General features: G+C 71.8%; 9 protein-coding genes, 2 tRNA genes and 2 pseudogenes. 6 read left to right on the top strand and 7 right to left on the bottom strand.

All coding sequences use genetic code 11. The features are described 5' to 3' along the window. Positions 1-12: 12 nt before the first annotated feature. Complete coding sequence (locus tag WAB15_RS21955; protein WP_407287280.1) at positions 13-1,851, top strand: SpoIIE family protein phosphatase; 1,839 nt, start codon at positions 13-15, stop codon at positions 1,849-1,851. Positions 1,852-2,031: 180 nt separating this feature from the next. After that, complete coding sequence (locus WAB15_RS21960; protein WP_407287281.1) at positions 2,032-3,681, top strand: long-chain fatty acid--CoA ligase; 1,650 nt, start codon at positions 2,032-2,034, stop codon at positions 3,679-3,681. 386 nt (positions 3,682-4,067) lie between these two features. Here WAB15_RS21960 and WAB15_RS21965 read toward each other — a convergent pair whose 3' ends face one another. After that, the gene (locus WAB15_RS21965; protein ID WP_407287282.1) at positions 4,068-8,330 is read right to left on the bottom strand and encodes a PAS domain-containing protein; all 4,263 of its coding nucleotides are present in this window, start codon (positions 8,328-8,330) and stop codon (positions 4,068-4,070) included. Between the two features lie 191 nt (positions 8,331-8,521). Then, positions 8,522-8,854, bottom strand: a pseudogene (locus WAB15_RS21970) (SSI family serine proteinase inhibitor); the annotation flags it as partial. A gap of 714 nt (positions 8,855-9,568) precedes the next feature. On the opposite strand from WAB15_RS21970, the gene WAB15_RS21975 reads away from it, so the two are divergent. Both WAB15_RS21975 and WAB15_RS21980 read left to right on the top strand, forming a co-directional pair. Further along, positions 9,569-9,659: transfer RNA gene (locus WAB15_RS21975), tRNA-Ser, on the top strand. A gap of 471 nt (positions 9,660-10,130) precedes the next feature. After that, positions 10,131-10,203: transfer RNA gene (locus WAB15_RS21980), tRNA-Arg, on the top strand. A 102-nt stretch (positions 10,204-10,305) separates the two neighbouring features. On the opposite strand, the gene WAB15_RS21985 is transcribed toward WAB15_RS21980, so the two are convergent. The 5 genes from WAB15_RS21985 to WAB15_RS22005 all read right to left on the bottom strand — a co-directional run bounded on the left by WAB15_RS21985 (position 10,306) and on the right by WAB15_RS22005 (position 14,754). After that, positions 10,306-11,592: a tyrosine-type recombinase/integrase gene (locus WAB15_RS21985; protein ID WP_407287283.1), complete on the bottom strand. Its 1,287-nt coding sequence runs from the start codon at positions 11,590-11,592 to the stop codon at positions 10,306-10,308. Further along, the gene (locus tag WAB15_RS21990; RefSeq protein WP_407287284.1) at positions 11,592-11,774 is read right to left on the bottom strand and encodes a helix-turn-helix domain-containing protein; all 183 of its coding nucleotides are present in this window, start codon (positions 11,772-11,774) and stop codon (positions 11,592-11,594) included. The genes WAB15_RS21985 and WAB15_RS21990 overlap by 1 nt, the downstream gene beginning before the upstream one ends. Then, positions 11,771-13,201, bottom strand: a complete 1,431-nt coding sequence (locus tag WAB15_RS21995; RefSeq protein WP_407287285.1) for a replication initiator — start codon at positions 13,199-13,201, stop codon at positions 11,771-11,773. Before WAB15_RS21995 ends, WAB15_RS21990 begins: the two co-directional genes overlap by 4 nt. A gap of 125 nt (positions 13,202-13,326) precedes the next feature. Continuing rightward, a complete protein-coding gene (locus WAB15_RS22000) occupies positions 13,327-13,986 on the bottom strand; it encodes a DUF2637 domain-containing protein (protein ID WP_407287286.1) in 660 nt (219 codons plus the stop codon). A 45-nt stretch (positions 13,987-14,031) separates the two neighbouring features. Further along, on the bottom strand, positions 14,032-14,754 hold the full coding sequence (locus WAB15_RS22005) for a hypothetical protein (RefSeq protein WP_407287287.1): 723 nt from the start codon (positions 14,752-14,754) through the stop codon (positions 14,032-14,034). Positions 14,755-14,808: 54 nt separating this feature from the next. Between WAB15_RS22005 and WAB15_RS22010 the strand changes: the two are divergent. Both WAB15_RS22010 and WAB15_RS22015 read left to right on the top strand, forming a co-directional pair. Continuing rightward, positions 14,809-14,910: pseudogene (locus WAB15_RS22010) on the top strand (XRE family transcriptional regulator); the annotation flags it as partial. A 2-nt stretch (positions 14,911-14,912) separates the two neighbouring features. Further along, positions 14,913-15,383 (top strand): NUDIX domain-containing protein, encoded by a 471-nt coding sequence (locus tag WAB15_RS22015; RefSeq protein WP_407287288.1) that lies wholly within the window; start codon positions 14,913-14,915, stop codon positions 15,381-15,383. The last annotated feature ends 11 nt before the right edge of the window (positions 15,384-15,394 follow it).

Below are 15,394 nucleotides of genomic sequence, written 5' to 3' on the forward strand. Positions count from 1 at the left end.
TCAGGGGGCGCAGTGGCAGCGCTGTCCTCCCCGTACGCGACGGAATCCGTGTCCCGGAAAGGACTGCCGGCCAATCAGCTCGCGGCCTCCGGAGCACGGAAATTCGTGCGCGCGTTGCTCACCGAGCGGGCGGGCGCGCCGCCCGCCACGGCGGGACCCGGCGCCGCGGCGATCAGCTCGGAGCTCATCCACACCGCGGTGCTGCTCACCAGCGAGCTGGTCACCAACGCCGTGATGTACGCCGGCACGGACATCGACGTCACCTGCCGCCTGGAGCACGGCCCGCCGGCCGACCCCGAGAGGGGGGCCGGCCGGGCGAAGGTGGGCGTGGTGGTGGAGGTCTCCGACCGCCATCCGGCCCGGGGCGTACGCGGTGGCGTGGACGCCCGGACCGGTGAGCCGGGCTACGGTCTGCAGCTGGTCGGCGCGCTGGCGGAGGCCTGGGGGGTGACCTACCGCAAGTCGGTCAAGACGGTCTGGTTCCGACTGGAGGCGACCGAGGGGGAGCCGGCACTCGTCGGCGCCGCGCCCGAGCTCCCGGTGCGCCTGGCGCACCCCGTCGGCCAGCGCGGCCAGGTGCGCGGGCGCGCCGCCGAGTGGGCCGACCGCGGCGGCCCGTCCTTCCTGGCCGAGACCAGCGAGCTGCTGGCCGGGCAGCTCGACCAGGACATGGTCACCGCGCTCGCCGCCCAGCTGCTGGTGCCCCGGCTCGCCGACTGGTGCGCCATCTGGCTGAGCGTCGAGGGCGGCGGAATGCAGCTCTCCCGCGTCTGGCACGTCGACGAGCGGCGGATCAATCCGCTCCGCGCCGACCTGGAGAGCGAACCGCCCGTCGACATGGTCCGCACCGCCGGCACCCCCTGGCCCTGGCCGGATTGCGCCGGCGCGGCCCCTTCTGGCGGCTCCGCGCTCGCCTTCCCCTTGGTCGCCCGGGACACCGACCTGGGCGTGCTGCTGCTCGGCCGGTCCGGGCATCTGCAGATGACCGACACCGTGGTGCGGATGGTCGAGGACGTCGCGCGCCGGGTCGCGCAGGCCGTGTTCACCGCCCGGCAGTACACCCGGCAGACCACGATCAGCTTGGCGCTCCAGCGCCGGCAGCTGCCCGCGTCGCTGGCCAGCGTCGTCGGCGTGGACACCGCGATCGTCTACGAGCCGCACGGCGAGGGCCAGACTGTCGGCGGCGACTTCTACGACGTCTTCCCGATGGGCGACCGCCGATGGTGCTTCCTGCTCGGCGACGTGCAGGGCAAGGACCCGGAGGCGATGTCCGTCACCGGACTGGCCCGGCACCTCGTACGGCTGCTGGCGCGCGAGGGTCATGGCGTCGAATCGGTACTCGGACGGCTGAATCTGGCCATGGCGGAGGAGAGCGCCGAGGCGGTGGAGCTGGGCGGTGAGCAGGCCACCTCCCGGTTCCTGAGCCTGCTCTACGGCGAGCTGGAGGTCGACCCCGGCGTGCCCGGCGCGCGCTGCACGGTCGCCAGCGCCGGCCATCCGCCGCCGCTGCACATGTTCCTCGACGGCGCCGTCGAGGCGGCCTCCGATCCCCAGATGCTGCTGGGCATCGACGAGGGCACCGAGTACCACGCCAGCTCCTTCGACCTCGCCCCCGGCGAGACGCTGCTCTGCGTCACCGACGGCGTCACCGAACGCCGGTGCGGCAACTGGCAGTTGGACGACAACGACGGTCTGATCGAGGTCCTGAAGGAAGGCGTGGGCCTGGGCGCCAAGGCGCTGGCCGAGCACGTCCGGCGCGCCGCGCACGACTTCGGCACCGGCCCGGTCGAGGACGATCTGTCGGTGCTGGTCCTCCAGGCGGCGCCGCCCACGGTCGAGCCGCGGTCCTGAGCGGCGAGCCGCCGACCGGGCCCGGTTTATGCCCATCCTTGCTGATCAGCGGCCGCCCGCGGGTTCGGACGCGGTGTCGAGAGCTGGCAAGAAACACACCCCCGGGGGCGTGACATACCGATCGGTATGCGTTGACAATCGCAGCACCACTACCCGCCCGTAACAAAGCGGAGGCACCCGGTGCTGAGCACGATGCAGGACGTACCGCTCACCGTCTCGCGAATCCTGGACCACGGCTCGACGGTCCACGGTGCGTCGCAGGTCATCACCTGGACCGACGGTGACCCGCACCGGCGCACCTTCGCCGCGATCGGCCGCCGCGCCGCGCAGCTGGCCCATGCGCTGCGCGACGAGCTGTCGGTGGCCGACGACGAACGGGTCGGCACCCTCATGTGGAACAACGCCGAGCACATGGAGGCCTACCTCGCCATCCCCTCCATGGGCGCGGTGCTGCACACCCTCAACCTGCGGCTGCCCGCCGAGCAGCTGGTGTGGATCATCAACCACGCCGAGGACCGGGTCGTGCTCGTCAACGGCAGCCTGCTGCCCCTGCTGGCACCGCTGCTGGCCCAGCTGCCCAAGGTCGAGCACATCGTCGTCGTCGGCGCGGGCGACACCTCCGTCCTCGACGGCGCGCGGGCGCGGGTGCACGACTACGAGGAGCTGCTCGCCGGGCGGCCGGAGGCCTACGACTGGCCGGAGACCGACGAGCGGGCGGCCGCCGCGCTCTGCTACACCTCCGGGACCACCGGCGACCCCAAGGGCGTGCTCTACAGCCACCGTTCGCTGTATCTGCACTCGATGCAGGTCAACTCCGCCGAGGCGTTCGCACTGACCTCGCGGGACATCACCCTGCCGGTCGTGCCGATGTTCCACGTCAACGCCTGGGGGCTGCCGCACGCCGCGTTCATGGCCGGTGCCTCGCTGCTGATGCCGGACCGCTTCCTGCAGCCCGCGCCGCTCGCCGAGATGATCGAGACCGTGCGGCCCACGGTCGGCGCCGCCGTCCCCACCATCTGGCAGGGCCTACTCGCCGAACTGGACGCCGGCCGGCGCGACGTGGCCTGTCTGCGGACGGTCGTCATCGGCGGCTCGGCCTGCCCGCCGGCCCTGATGCGAGGCTTCGAGGAGCGGCACGGCATCCGCGTCGTCCACGCCTGGGGCATGACCGAGACCTCTCCGCTGGGCTCCGTCGCGCACCCGCCGGCCGGGGTCGGCGGCGAGGAGGAGTGGGACTACCGCGCCACCCAGGGCCGCTTCCCCGCGTCCGTCGAAGCCCGGCTGATCGGGCCCGGCGGCGAGCGGCTGCCGCACGACGGCACGGCGGCCGGCGAGCTGGAGGTCCGCGGACCGTGGATCGCGGGCGCCTACTACGGCGGCGCGCAGGACGGCCCGCTGCGCCCCGACGACAAGTTCAGCCCCGACGGCTGGCTGCGCACCGGCGACGTCGGCACCATCACCCCGAACGGCTATCTGACGTTGACCGACCGCGCCAAGGACGTCATCAAGTCCGGCGGTGAGTGGATCTCCTCCGTCGAGCTGGAGAACCACCTGATGGCGCACCCGCATGTCGCCGAGGCCGCGGTGGTCGCCGTACCCGACGACAAGTGGGGCGAGCGGCCGCTGGCGACCGTGGTGCTCACCCCGGACGCGACCATCGGGTACGAGGAGTTGAAGACGTTCCTCGGCGAACGGATCGCGCGCTGGCAGCTGCCCGAGCGCTGGGCGCTGATCCCGGCGGTGCCCAAGACGAGCGTGGGCAAGTTCGACAAGAAGGTGCTGCGCAGGCAGTACGCGGAAGGCGAGCTGGACGTCACGCTGCTGGCCTGAGCCGGAGCCGGGGGAGCCGGGGGCCGGGTGTCCGCGATGCGAAGGGCCGGGTGCCCGCGATGCGAAGGGCCGGGTGCCCGCGGTGCGAGGGCCGGGTGTCCGCGGTGCGGGCGCCCGGCCTTCGGCTGCGGTGCGGGCGCCGGGTCCCGGCCGGTCCGCGGTGGGGCACCCGCACCGAGCGTGTGCCGGCCCGAGCGTGTGCCGGCCCGAGTGCGGGTGCCCGGCCCGAGCGTGGTGACCGGCCGGGGCGCGGTGCCCGCCCCGAGCGTGGTGCCCGGCTCTGATCCTGTGGCGACCGGCGGGAATTCCGCCTCACCCCACCACGTTGTGGCCCCGCAGGGGGCCCTCGCATCCCCTACGGGATCTGTTCCCCTGCCCCCTAGGGCTCAGTTCGTGCCGATCTTCGCCAGCAGGTCGACGATCCGGCCCTGTACCTCGGCGCTCGTCGAGCGCTCCGCGAGGAAGAGCACGGTCTCCCCGGCCGCCAGCCGCGGCAGCTGCGCCGGGTCCATGTCGGCGGAGGTGTAGACGACCAGCGGCGTGTGGTCGAGCAGGCCGTTGGCACGCAGCCAGTCGATGATGCCGGCCCGCCGCCGGCGCACCTGCATCAGGTCCATGACGACGAGATTCGGCCGCATCTGCGTCGCCAAAGTGACCGCGTCGCTGTCCGCCCCGGCCCGTGCGACCTGCATACCGCGCCGCTCCAGCGAAGCGGTCAGCGCGCCCGCGATGTCGTCGTTCTGCTCGATCAGCAGCACCCGCGGCGGATGCTGCTCGCTGTCCCGCGGTGCCAGAGCCTTGAGGAGCACGGCCGGGTCGGCGCCGTACGCCGCCTCCCGGGTGGCCTGCCCCAGACCGGCCGTCACCAGGACCGGGACCTCGGCCGCGCCCGCCGCCTGGCGCAGCGACTGCAGCGCGGTGCGGGTGATCGGCCCGGTCAGCGGGTCGACGAAGAGAGCCGCCGGGTACGCCGCGATCTGCGCGTCCACCTCCTCGCGGGAGTTGACGATCACCGGGCGGTAGCCGCGGTCGCTGAGCGCCTGCTGGGTGGCGACGTCCGGCGCCGGCCAGACCAGCAGCCGGCGCGGATTGTCGAGCGGCTCGGGCGGCAACTCGTCGTCCATCGGCATCGGCTGACGGTCCATCACCTCTATGGCGCCGTTCGGGCCGTCCAGCGGCTCGGGGCCTTCGCTGCCCTCGTCGGGCGCGGAGATCGCAAAGGCGCGGCCCTCGCTCGCGTCCATCAGATGCGGCTGCGGCTGCGGCTGGGCCGGCAGCGTGGGCTGCGCGGGGACCGGGCTCCGGTCCGGCTGCGGGTCCGGCTGCGGCTGCGGTGCGCCCGGGTGCGGGCGCGCCCCGTCCGGCGCGGAGTCTGCCGCGAGGGCGCGCTCACCGTCCTGCGGTGGCGCGGCGAGCTTACGGCGGCGGCCCGAACCGGCGGAGGTCCCACCGGGCGGGGTGCTGCCGGGCGGCGCCGGCGGACGCTGCTGGTCGGCGATCTGCTGGGCGAACGGCACGCCCTGCCCCAGGGTGCGCACGCTGAACGCCCGCCCGGGGTGGCCGTCGTCCTCGGTCGTGGGCGGCAGCGGTTGGCGGTGCGCCGGCGCGGGGGCGTGTCCCGGAGCCTCCTCGGCGGGGCTGGGACGGCCGCGACGGCGACCGGTGGGCGCCGGGGTAGCCGGGTCCTGAGGCGTCTGGGGCGCGCCGCCGTTCGAGGCAGGGGCGGCACCGGGCGCCCGAAGCGCCTCGTCGCCCGCCACCGGGCCCATCCCGGGCGCCCTACCCGTTCCCGTCCCGGTCGCCGACGCCGGATCCGTCGCCCCGGCCGGCTCGGTGCCCCCGGCCGGATCGGCGTCCTCGGTCGGCTGTGCCACCAGTCCTTCGGGACCGGCCACGAACGTGCCGGACGACTCGGCGTCGGCCATCGCGGCCGCCGCGCGCTCCTCGGCCGCGGCCCGCCGGGCCCGCCGCCGACCGGTCGGCTCGGCCTCCGCCGCACCTTGCGACGCACCGGATTCGGCGGCCGCCTCCAGCTCGTATGCGGACCGCTCCGCGGGCGGCGTGGGCTCCGGGCCACCGGCCACCGGGCGGCGGGCGCGACGGCGCCCCGTACCGGCGCCGTCCTGCGCGGCGGCCGCCTGCGCGGGCACCTGGCCGGCGGCCGCGGGCAACGCGGGCAGCGCGGACTGCGCCGGCTGCGGGGTCTGGTCCGCCGCGGCGGGTGGCAGCGCGAAGGCCGTGCGCGCACCGGCCGACTGCTGGGCGCCGGCCGCCGCGGCCGCCCGCACCCGCTCGCCCTGCGCGGCGCGCTCGGGCGCCTCGGCCAGCGCCCGGCGCGCCCGCCGGCCGCTCGGCTGGACGGGGCCCAGGCCCTGCGGCTGCGCCTGGGCAGGCACCTCTGCCCGGCCGGGGACCTGCGCCGGAACCGGAGCGGCGGCCTGACCGGGAGCCGGGTCCTGCCCCGGAACGGCGGCCCGGCCCGGCATCTGCGGACGAGCGGGAACGGGGGTCGGCGCCGAGGGAGCGGCACCGGCCGTCGGCCCACCCGCCGGTCCGCCCGCCGCGGGCTCCTGAGGGCCGGCGGCCGGTTGCCGGGGCGCCTGGCCCGGGCCGGCCGGCAGCGCGGGCAGCCCGCCGCCCTCCGTAGCGTCCTGCCGGGCCCGCCGCCGCCCGGTCGGAGGTACGGCCACGGCCCCCGCCATACCCGGCGGCAGCCCCGCACCGTCCGTGCCCGCCTGCGGGCCGCCCGTCGCCGCAGCGCCGTCCTGCGGACGCGCCTCGGAGCCGTCCGCACCACCGGGAACACCGGCACCCTGCGTACCGCCGGCCACCGTGCCGTTGCCCGCCGCCGCGGCCGGTGCGCCCGAGGCCGCGTTCTGCTCCGCGCCCGCGCGCCGGGCCCGCCGACGACCGGTCGGCTGGGCGAGGGACTCACCGGCCCCACCGGTGGCACCGTCACCCTGTGCCCGGCTCTCGGCGCCCTCGCCCTTGTCCGCGGGCCCCTGGGCGCCGTCCGCCGCGTCGCCCTGCGTGCCCCGCGCACGGGCCGCCGGTACCGGCATCACCGTCGTCTCGTTGCCGGTCGGCCCGTCCGCCCGGTCCGCGGCGGCCGTCGCCGCGCCGTCGACCGCCACCGGCAGCTCCAGCACATACGCGCTGCCGCCCGCGCCGCCGCCCGGCGCCCCCGGAATTTCGTGTGTCTGCATCAGCCCGCCGTGCTGCCGCACGATCCCGCGCACGATCGGCTCATGGACCGGGTCACCGCCGTCGAACGGCCCGCGCACCTCGATCCGTACGACATCGCCGCGCTTGGCCGCAGCCACCACGATCGTCGAGTCGCCGGGGATCGCCCCCGTGCGCCCGCCCGCGCCGGGCGCGGCCCCGCCGACCGGCATCCGGCCCGTGGAGTCCACCCCCGCGACATCCGCGATCAGGTGCGACAGCGCCTGCGCGATCCGCTCCGGGTCCACCACCGCCTCTATCGGCGGGGCGTGCACCGCGAACTGCGCCCGGCCCGGCCCGATCAGCTCGACCGCGCCCTCCACACCCGCCGCGACCACCGCGTCCAGCGACACCTTGGTGCGGTTGAGCTTGTCCTTGCCCGAGTCCAGCCGCTGGTAGCTCAGGACGTTGTCCACCAGCGTCGTCATCCGGGCGTGCCCGGCCGCGAGGTGGTGCAGGATCTGGTTCGCCTCGGGCCACAGCTGGCCGGCCGGATCGGACGCGAGCGTGCCCAGCTCACCCTTGAGCTCCTCCAGCGGCCCGCGCAGCGCCTGGTCGAGCACGGCGAGCAGCTGGGCGTGCCGGGCCGCCAGCGCGTCGAGGGCGCGCCGGTCGGTGAAGGTCATCACCGCGCCGACCAGCTGATCGCCGTCCCGCACCGGCGCCGTCGTCAGATCGACGGCCACCGCGCGCCCGTCCTTCGCCCACAGCGCCTGACCGCGCACCCGGTGCTTGCGCCCGGACTTGAGCGTGTCGGCCAGCGGCGTGTCCTCCCACGGCAGCGCCGACCCGTCCGCCCGCGAGTGGTGGATGAGCGGATGCAGTTCCTTCCCGCCCAGCTCACTGGCCCGATAGCCGAGTATCTGCGCGGCCGACGGGTTGACGAGAACGACCTTCCCGTCCGCATCGACCCCGACCACACCCTCGGCCGCGGCCCGCAGGATCATCTCGGTCTGCCGCTGCTGGCGGGCCAGCTCGGTCTCGGTGTCCAGCGTGCCGGTGAGATCCCGTACGACCAGCATCAGCAGCTCGTCGCCCGTGTAGCCGTTGCGGTGATCGGCGTACGCGGCCTCGAAGGCGCTCTCGTACGGAGTCCGACCGTCCTCGAGGTTGGCGCTGGTCACCTCGACCAGCAGCTCCGTGCCGTCGGTACGCCGTGCGACCATCCGCGTCGGCTTCGTCCGCTGCCCCTCGATCTCCTCGTCCCGGCGCCGCATGGAACCCGGGATGTGCTTGGAGTCGAAGGACGGCAGCAGATCCAGCAGCCCGCGCCCCACCAGGGCCGTACCGGGCGCCTCGAAGGTCTCCAGTGCGATGGTGTTGGCGTTGACGACCGTGCCGTTGCAGTTGACGAGCAACAGCGCGTCGGGGAGGGCGTCGAGTATGGCTGCGAGGCGAGCAGCGCCTCGGGATGGCCTGCTGCTCACGAGACGCTTCCCTCCTGTTACCGCACCGTGCCGATCCACCGTGGCGGATCGCTGGGATGGAGTCTACGGGCACTTGCCCGCGACGCGGAGGTGGATGACGAGGAGGTATTGCCACGGCCGTGGGCGACTCGCCGCACGCCCGACATGTGCCCCTCGTCCTGACCTGGCGCGCTACTACGGCACGAATCCGGTCACAAAGTGGTCCGGGGGAGCAGAGGTTCGAAGCGGCTCCAGCGGCTGATCTCACATCCGTCGGTGCGCTTGAAGTCGGCGTCGATCGGACGCCCCGCCCAGGTCCCGGTCACATGCGCGGTGGCCGGACCGCCGTACATCATCGTGCACTGCGCGCTCTGCGGAACGGGGGCGAACGGGTCCTTGCCCCACTTCGTCATCCCGTCCAGCTTGTCGCAGGCCCCCTTGGCGTCGAGGTGGCTGCCGCGCCCGGGGTGGCAGTACAGCTCGAAGGTCCCGTCGGTACGGGCCGAGCCGGAGTCGTGAACGGTGACGGTGAGGTGGTCGCCGGGCGCGTTCCGGCGCTCCGCACCGCGGTCCGGGCTACGCCGGTCGGCGAACCCCTGGCCTCCCTGGCCTCCCTGGCCTTCCTGCTGTCCCTGCTGTCCCTGCTGTCCCTGCTGTCCCTGCTGTCCCTGCTGTCCGTGGTGCCCCTTGTGCACGTGGTGCCCACGCTGACGGATCTGCCGGCCGATCTCCTGGTCGATCTGCCGATCGACAACACCGAGGTCGCCGACGCCGTCCGCGATGCGGGTGATGTCGGAGACGTTGGTGATGTTGTTGATGTTGCCGACGCCGGTGCCGTTGGTGATGTCGGTGGGCGTCGGGTGGCCGGCGCGTCCGTGGTGGCTCGCACCGCTCATGCCGTCGCCGGACCGGTGGTGCGGCAGCGGGATCGGGGCGGCCGACGCGGCGGCCGACGCCAGGGCCAGTGCGGCGGTGGCGGCCGTGACGATGAGGGAGGGGATCCGGGGATGGGGCATCACAGGCTCCAGAGAGGCGAGTGCGGGGCGGTACGCGATACGTACGCGCCGGGGGCGCACGACACGCGTGTCGCCACGGCCCCAACACTCCTAACGCGCCGCCGCCCCCGACGTTGCGCCGCAGGAACGTCTTTGCCGGGTGGCCCGCGCGCCTAGTACCGTAGGGGGCGATTGGTGACAGCCCTTGGAGCTGTGCCATCATCTGGACACACCACAGCGTGCGTGCGCGCATGTGGAGTGTGTGGAGGCGTCGCCTAGTCCGGTCTATGGCGCCGCACTGCTAATGCGGTTTGGGGCTTACCCCCCATCGAGGGTTCAAATCCCTCCGCCTCCGCTCTTCTTCGCTCAGGCCCTGGTCACTCAGACCGGGGCCTGAGCGCTTTTGCGTGGCGGGTGGGGCGATGTCGGGGCGCGAGCTGGGGGCGCGGGGCTGGGCTGGACGTGTCTGCCGCCGGCAGTGCGCGACATGATCACCGACGCCTGACATCCCGCACCGCGCACTACGAGCCCTGGGTCACCGACGTCCTGGGACCGCGCAACGTGATCACTGACTCCGGCGTCTCGAGCCGGGCGCTGCGAGCCTGCGGGCCCTGCCGACCCGGGCCGCCGCGAAGAGGACTGCACCCGCCCGAACTTCGACCAGACCATCGAGGACGCCCCCCGGCCCCGGCAGCCGCCAGCAGCCGTCACAAACACATTTCCGCAGGTCAGATGGGGTGTGCCTAATGGATTTCGCCTCACGGCGCAGGTCATGTAATGTTGTTCCCGCAACGCCGACCGGCAAGAAAAACCGCCGGAAAGCCAAGCGCTCGTAGCTTAACGGATAGAGCATCTGACTACGGATCAGAAGGTTGCAGGTTCGAATCCTGCCGAGCGCACAGCAGGCCAGAGGCCCCGTTCGATATCGAACGGGGCCTCTGGTGTTTGTGGTGACGGCAGTGATTGACGGCAACCGCCTCCGAGCGCTGGCGTGGAGTGGATCAGGCGGTCACTGGGACGCCAGCCGCGCCACCGTCGTCGTCCCGTGGGTTGGCGTCACCCCTCAGCGCATTCCCGACGCGGTCGAAGGCGGAGCGCTGGGAGTCGAGCCGCACGAAGGTGTAGATGTCCATGGTCACGCGGATCGAGCTGTGGCCCAGGACTTCCATGATCATGCGGGCATCGGCGCCCTGTTCGTGGAGCAGCGACGCGCATGTGTGACGCAGGTCATGAAAGCGGACCCTTCGGACCTCGGCACGGGCGCACAGAGCCTCGAAGGACCGGTTCAGGTTGCGCGGCTCGATGGGCGTTCCGTTCTTCGTGGTGAAGATCAGGTCGTGCCCGTTCCCCTTCCAGGCGTCGCCGGCGGCCTCCCTGTCGGCGACCTGCTGGGCGCGCTGAGCGCGGAGCGCCGTCACACACTCGGACGGCAGCGCCACGCGCCGGGCCGAGCGCTGCGTCTTCGGTGCGACGATCAGCAACTCCCCGCCGACCCGCTGAAGCGCTTGGCGGACGGTGACGACACCTTCGTACAGGTCCACATCCGACCAGCGCAGGCCCAGCACCTCACCGCGTCGCAGGCCGATGCGGACCGCCATTTCGTACGCGGCCCACAGCCGGTTGGATCGAGCCGCCGCCAGGAGCCGGCGCCCTTCCTCTGCCGTGAGCGGTTCGATCTCGCGCTTCGTGCCCATGCCCAGCTCGACGTTTCGGGCCACGTTGCGCGGCAGCTCGTCCTCACGCACCGCGTGCTGGAGGGCGGCACGCAGGAGCACCAACAGGAAGCGCACGGTCCGGTCAGACGGGAGCTTCTTGCAGCACTTGCCGAGAGCGCAGCACCGCTGCTTGTGCTTCGGGCGGTTCTTGTCCTTCCCCTGTACACAGCACTGGCAGGTGGCGGCCGTCTTGGTGAGGAAGGCGCGGATGTCGCGGGCAGTGAGACGGGCCAGCTTCTTCTTGCCGAAGTCCGGAGTGATGTAGTTGCGGACCAGCGACTCGTAGTTGACGTAGGTCGTCCGGCGGACCTTGCCCTTGGCGACGTTGGTCAGCCAGTACGTCAGGTACGCGCTCAGTGTGATCTTGCTGGTCGCGACCGGGAGACCGTTCAGGGAGTCGGCCTTGAGCCTGGTGAGCTTCTCGTGCGCGTCGTCCCAGGTCCGTCCGTAGACACTCCGCCGCTTGTACGTACCGTCACTGGTGAGTACGTACGCGCTGCCTTCCCAGCGCCCGTCCTTGCGCTGATAGATGGTGCCCTCGTTGTTGGCGTTCTTCTTCGGATTGGCGGCCATCAGGCAGCTTCCTGTTCTGTGCGGAGGGATATGTAGGCGTCCAAGGCGGACTCACTGATGCGGCGGCAGCGGCCGACCGTGAAGGACGCGAGTTCGCGGGAGCGGATCAGGTCGTAGACCTTCCAGCGGCTGATTCCGAGTAGAGCGGCCACCTGATCGACGTTGAGTACGGCTGGAGTCATTCGCGGTCGGCCCCCTCGTACTTGAGCTGCCTGGCGAGGGCGTTTTCGTGGCGGACCTGTGCGGCGAGGAGCTCTTCGCCGGGGCTGTAGCCGCTGCCGAGGAAGGTCCAGGCGGACTCGATGACGAGGGTGGTGTTCTCGGGCAGGCCGAGGGCGGCGCGGGACTGCTGGATGCGCCATGCCTTGCGCACGTCTCGGAGTGCGCCGAGAGTGGTGGAATAGCCGCGGGACTTGGTGGAGAAATGGCCGCGGAAGCCCACCATGTGGGCCCACTTGCGCAGCAGGAGATGCGCGTATTCGGCCCGTCCGCCGAGATCGAAGCAGCTGCGGAAGAGCTGCTTGGCGTGGTCGGTGACGACGAGGTGGTCAATGGGCTGTCCTTCGCCGGAGCCGTCGCAGCGGGTACAGCGGTAGCCGCCGTGGTAGCCGGTGCCCTGGCAGGTGGGGCAGTACAAGGGGTGGTCGATCGCGTCGGTGGCGGCTTCGGCGCCCTTGGTGGCGTACTTAGCGATGTACGCGGCCACCGACTGGTCTGTGATCTCGATGTCGCCGTCGAAGTCGCGGGTGCGGATGGGCTGTACGTCCAGGCGGCCTCCGAAGGAGAAGAGGCGCCGGTTGCCGTCGATCTCCGGGCCGGGGACTTCGGCACTCTCGCCAGCAGCTTTCACCGCATTGGTGAGGAGCTCGGTGGTGGCCCAGGCCGGCGGGGTGGTGGTCGAGCCATCGGGGCCGTCGATGCGAATCACGGCGTGGAAGTGGACAGCGCCCCTGGCCTGATACTCGGCGACCTTCGCGTACGACAGCCGTGCGTGGTCGCGGAATTCGCGCTGGCTGAGGCCCGCGGCTTTGGCGATCTCGCGGCGCAGGTGGGTCGTGAAGCGGGCCCAGATCTTGGCGGCGTGCGCGTTCCAGAGCACCGCGGATTCGTAGTTGTAGGTGTCGGGGTTGCGGGGGCTGCCGATCAGAGGGTCACCGGGAGCGTGGGTCTGGCCGCAGCGGCAGGGCTGGAGAGCGCCGCTCTTGGTGGTGATCTTGTGGTGGACGGGGCCGAAGGATGGGGCGGTGAGGGTGACGAATGCCCGGGGGTGGGTGGCGACGGTTTCGGGGGTGCCCTTGCCACCGCTCAGGCCAGTGGCGATCAGGTGGAAGGTGTCGCGGCGATAGGTCTCGGCGCATGTGGGGCATCGGGAGGCGCGGCGGTTGCCGCAGGCCACCAGGAGGCGGCCGGTGGGTTCGTCGTCGGTGTTGAAGACGTGCAGGGCCTCGCCGGTTTCCTTGTTGACGGTGGCGCTGAAGCCGTTGATCTCGATGGGGCGGGTGCAGCCGGCGAGGCGTTCAATCTGGCCTTGGAGGCAGTCGAAGTCGGGCATTGCGGCCAGGCCGAGGAGGTCGGTCAGGGCCGCGCCGAGGGGAGGGGTTTGTGTCATGGCGGGAGCCTTTTCTCGGGCCCCGGGGCGGGAGCAGAGGTGGTGTGCTGATGCCCCGGGGCATGGCGGACCGGGCCCATGGGGCCAGGTGCAGAAAGAGGGGAGGAGGGCCAGGCGCCGTCGGCTCAGGCGGTGAGCTGGGCGTGCGCGGCCGTAGCAAGGGGCAGGGCGACGCCGAGGCGGGCTTGGAGTTGGGCCGGGGTGATGTGCTGGCCGTGCCGTTCGCGGTGGTCGGCAGCCACGGACCGTGCGGCTTTCAGGAGGGGCAGGGGTACAGCCATTGGGGCTGGGGTGCTGGGCGCCCGCATGGTCGGCCCTTCAACCGAGGCCGGTTCCTCGGGGGTTGACGTGACCCGACGGGGGTTGGTCGAAGGCTGTGTGTCCGGTGCCGGTTCGGCGGGCAGCTGGTGCTGGTGACCGGCGCTGCCCCAGCCGAGCAGGAGGAGCGGGGCAACTGCGTCCACAGCAGCACGTCCGTAGTGTCCGGCCAGGATGGGTTCGGCGACGTTGAGGCCGAGGGTGAGCAGGCCGGACAGGTGCATGAGCCGGGTTGCCGACTTCAGCTTGTCGGCCGGGACGCCGCGCAGGGACAAGTAGCGCAGGGCGACCAGGAGCCCAACCACAGAGAGGTCCACCATCGGGGCGATGAGCGGGGCTACCGGCTGGGGCACGCCGAGACGGATGGCCAGGGCCCAGACATTGCCGAAGCTGAACACGAACGCCAGAGCGGCGATGACGATCATCACGATGGTGACCGTGCGCTGCGTGATCCGGTCTTCCGTCACAGGTAATTCACCTACCTCCAGAGAGAGTTGATACGCAGGGGTGGGTCAGTGCGTGTCGGGTTCCTCGCTGGAGAGATCGGACCGGTCGGTGGCCTTCGACAGGCTCAGGCTCGTGTGAGCGATGAGGAGGTCCATGGGGTCGCGGGTGAGGTGTGCGGTCTGGCGGGCGATGCGTGCGGCATCCGTGTCGGAGGTGTAGGGAGTTCGGACCCGGGTGAATCCAGCACTGCCCTGCATGCCCATCACGGCGACGCCGACGTAAGCCGGGTCCAGGAGTGCGACGGGGCTGTAGTCCGGCCAGTTGCGGATGTCGTCACCAAGGCCGGCCACGGCTGCCTCGATGGCCTTCTGTGCGAAGGACAGAGCGACGGGGCACACGTCGCGGATCGACGTGGGCAGAGCGTCGCCGGTGCCCTTCTGGGGCAGCAGGATGACCACGATGCCGACGCTGCGGCCCTTCTTCACCACGTCTTCCACGAGTCGGGTGTTCTCCTGTGCCAGGGCAGCGAGGTCCTTGGTCTTCTTGTCGCTGCCCTTGTGCTCGCGGAAATAGGTGTGGGCCTCGTCGATGATCAGAATGGTCAGCGGCCAGTGAGGCTGGGGACCCACCTTCCACATGTTCTTCTCGCCGAGCACATCGCGGATGGCAGCCATCCGGGCACGGCGAAGCTCCACCATGCGCTTGAACAGTTTGTTCGCGTCCGCCAGGTCGTCACCGACATAGGCGAAAAGCCGGTCCGAGACCTCGGCGTAGTCTCCGTCCTCCACCTTGGACGCCTTACCGTCGGCCACAGCAACCTGGAAGGCGGGCGAAGGGGCAAAGTGTGGCATCTTCGGCGAAGCGGAGAAGGCGGCATGTTCGACACCTACGCCGCCAGCTTCGACGCGGTATGGGAGACCGCGACGCCGATACGAGAAGGGTGACCATGGCACGGACCGAGTACTACGACGATCCTGCGGCACCTGAGCCGAACAGCTTGGTGGTCGCCGCCTCCGCCGTGGTCACCGACGAGGAGGGGCGCATTCTCCTCCAGCGCCGACGCGACAACGATCTCTGGGCGTTGCCAGGTGGCGGTATGGAGATGACCGATTCACTCCCGGGAACGGCCGTCCGCGAAGTGCAGGAGGAAACGGGCCTGGACGTCGAGATCACCGGGCTCGTGGGCACGTACACCGACCCTCGCCACATCATCGCCTACTCGGACGGCGAGGTACGCAGACAGTTCAACGTCTGCTTCACGGCCCACGTGCTCGGCGGCCAACTGGCGATCTCGGACGAGTCCACGGAACTGCGGTTCGTCCAGCCCGAGGAGCTTGACCAGCTGCCGATGCACCACACGCAGAGGCTCCGGCTCCGTCACTTTCTGGAACACCGTGAGCGGCCGTATCTCGGCTGACCTCCTACGGC

The sequence above is a fragment of the Streptomyces sirii genome (assembly GCF_045690365.1).
GTDB lineage: Bacteria > Actinomycetota > Actinomycetes > Streptomycetales > Streptomycetaceae > Streptomyces > Streptomyces sirii.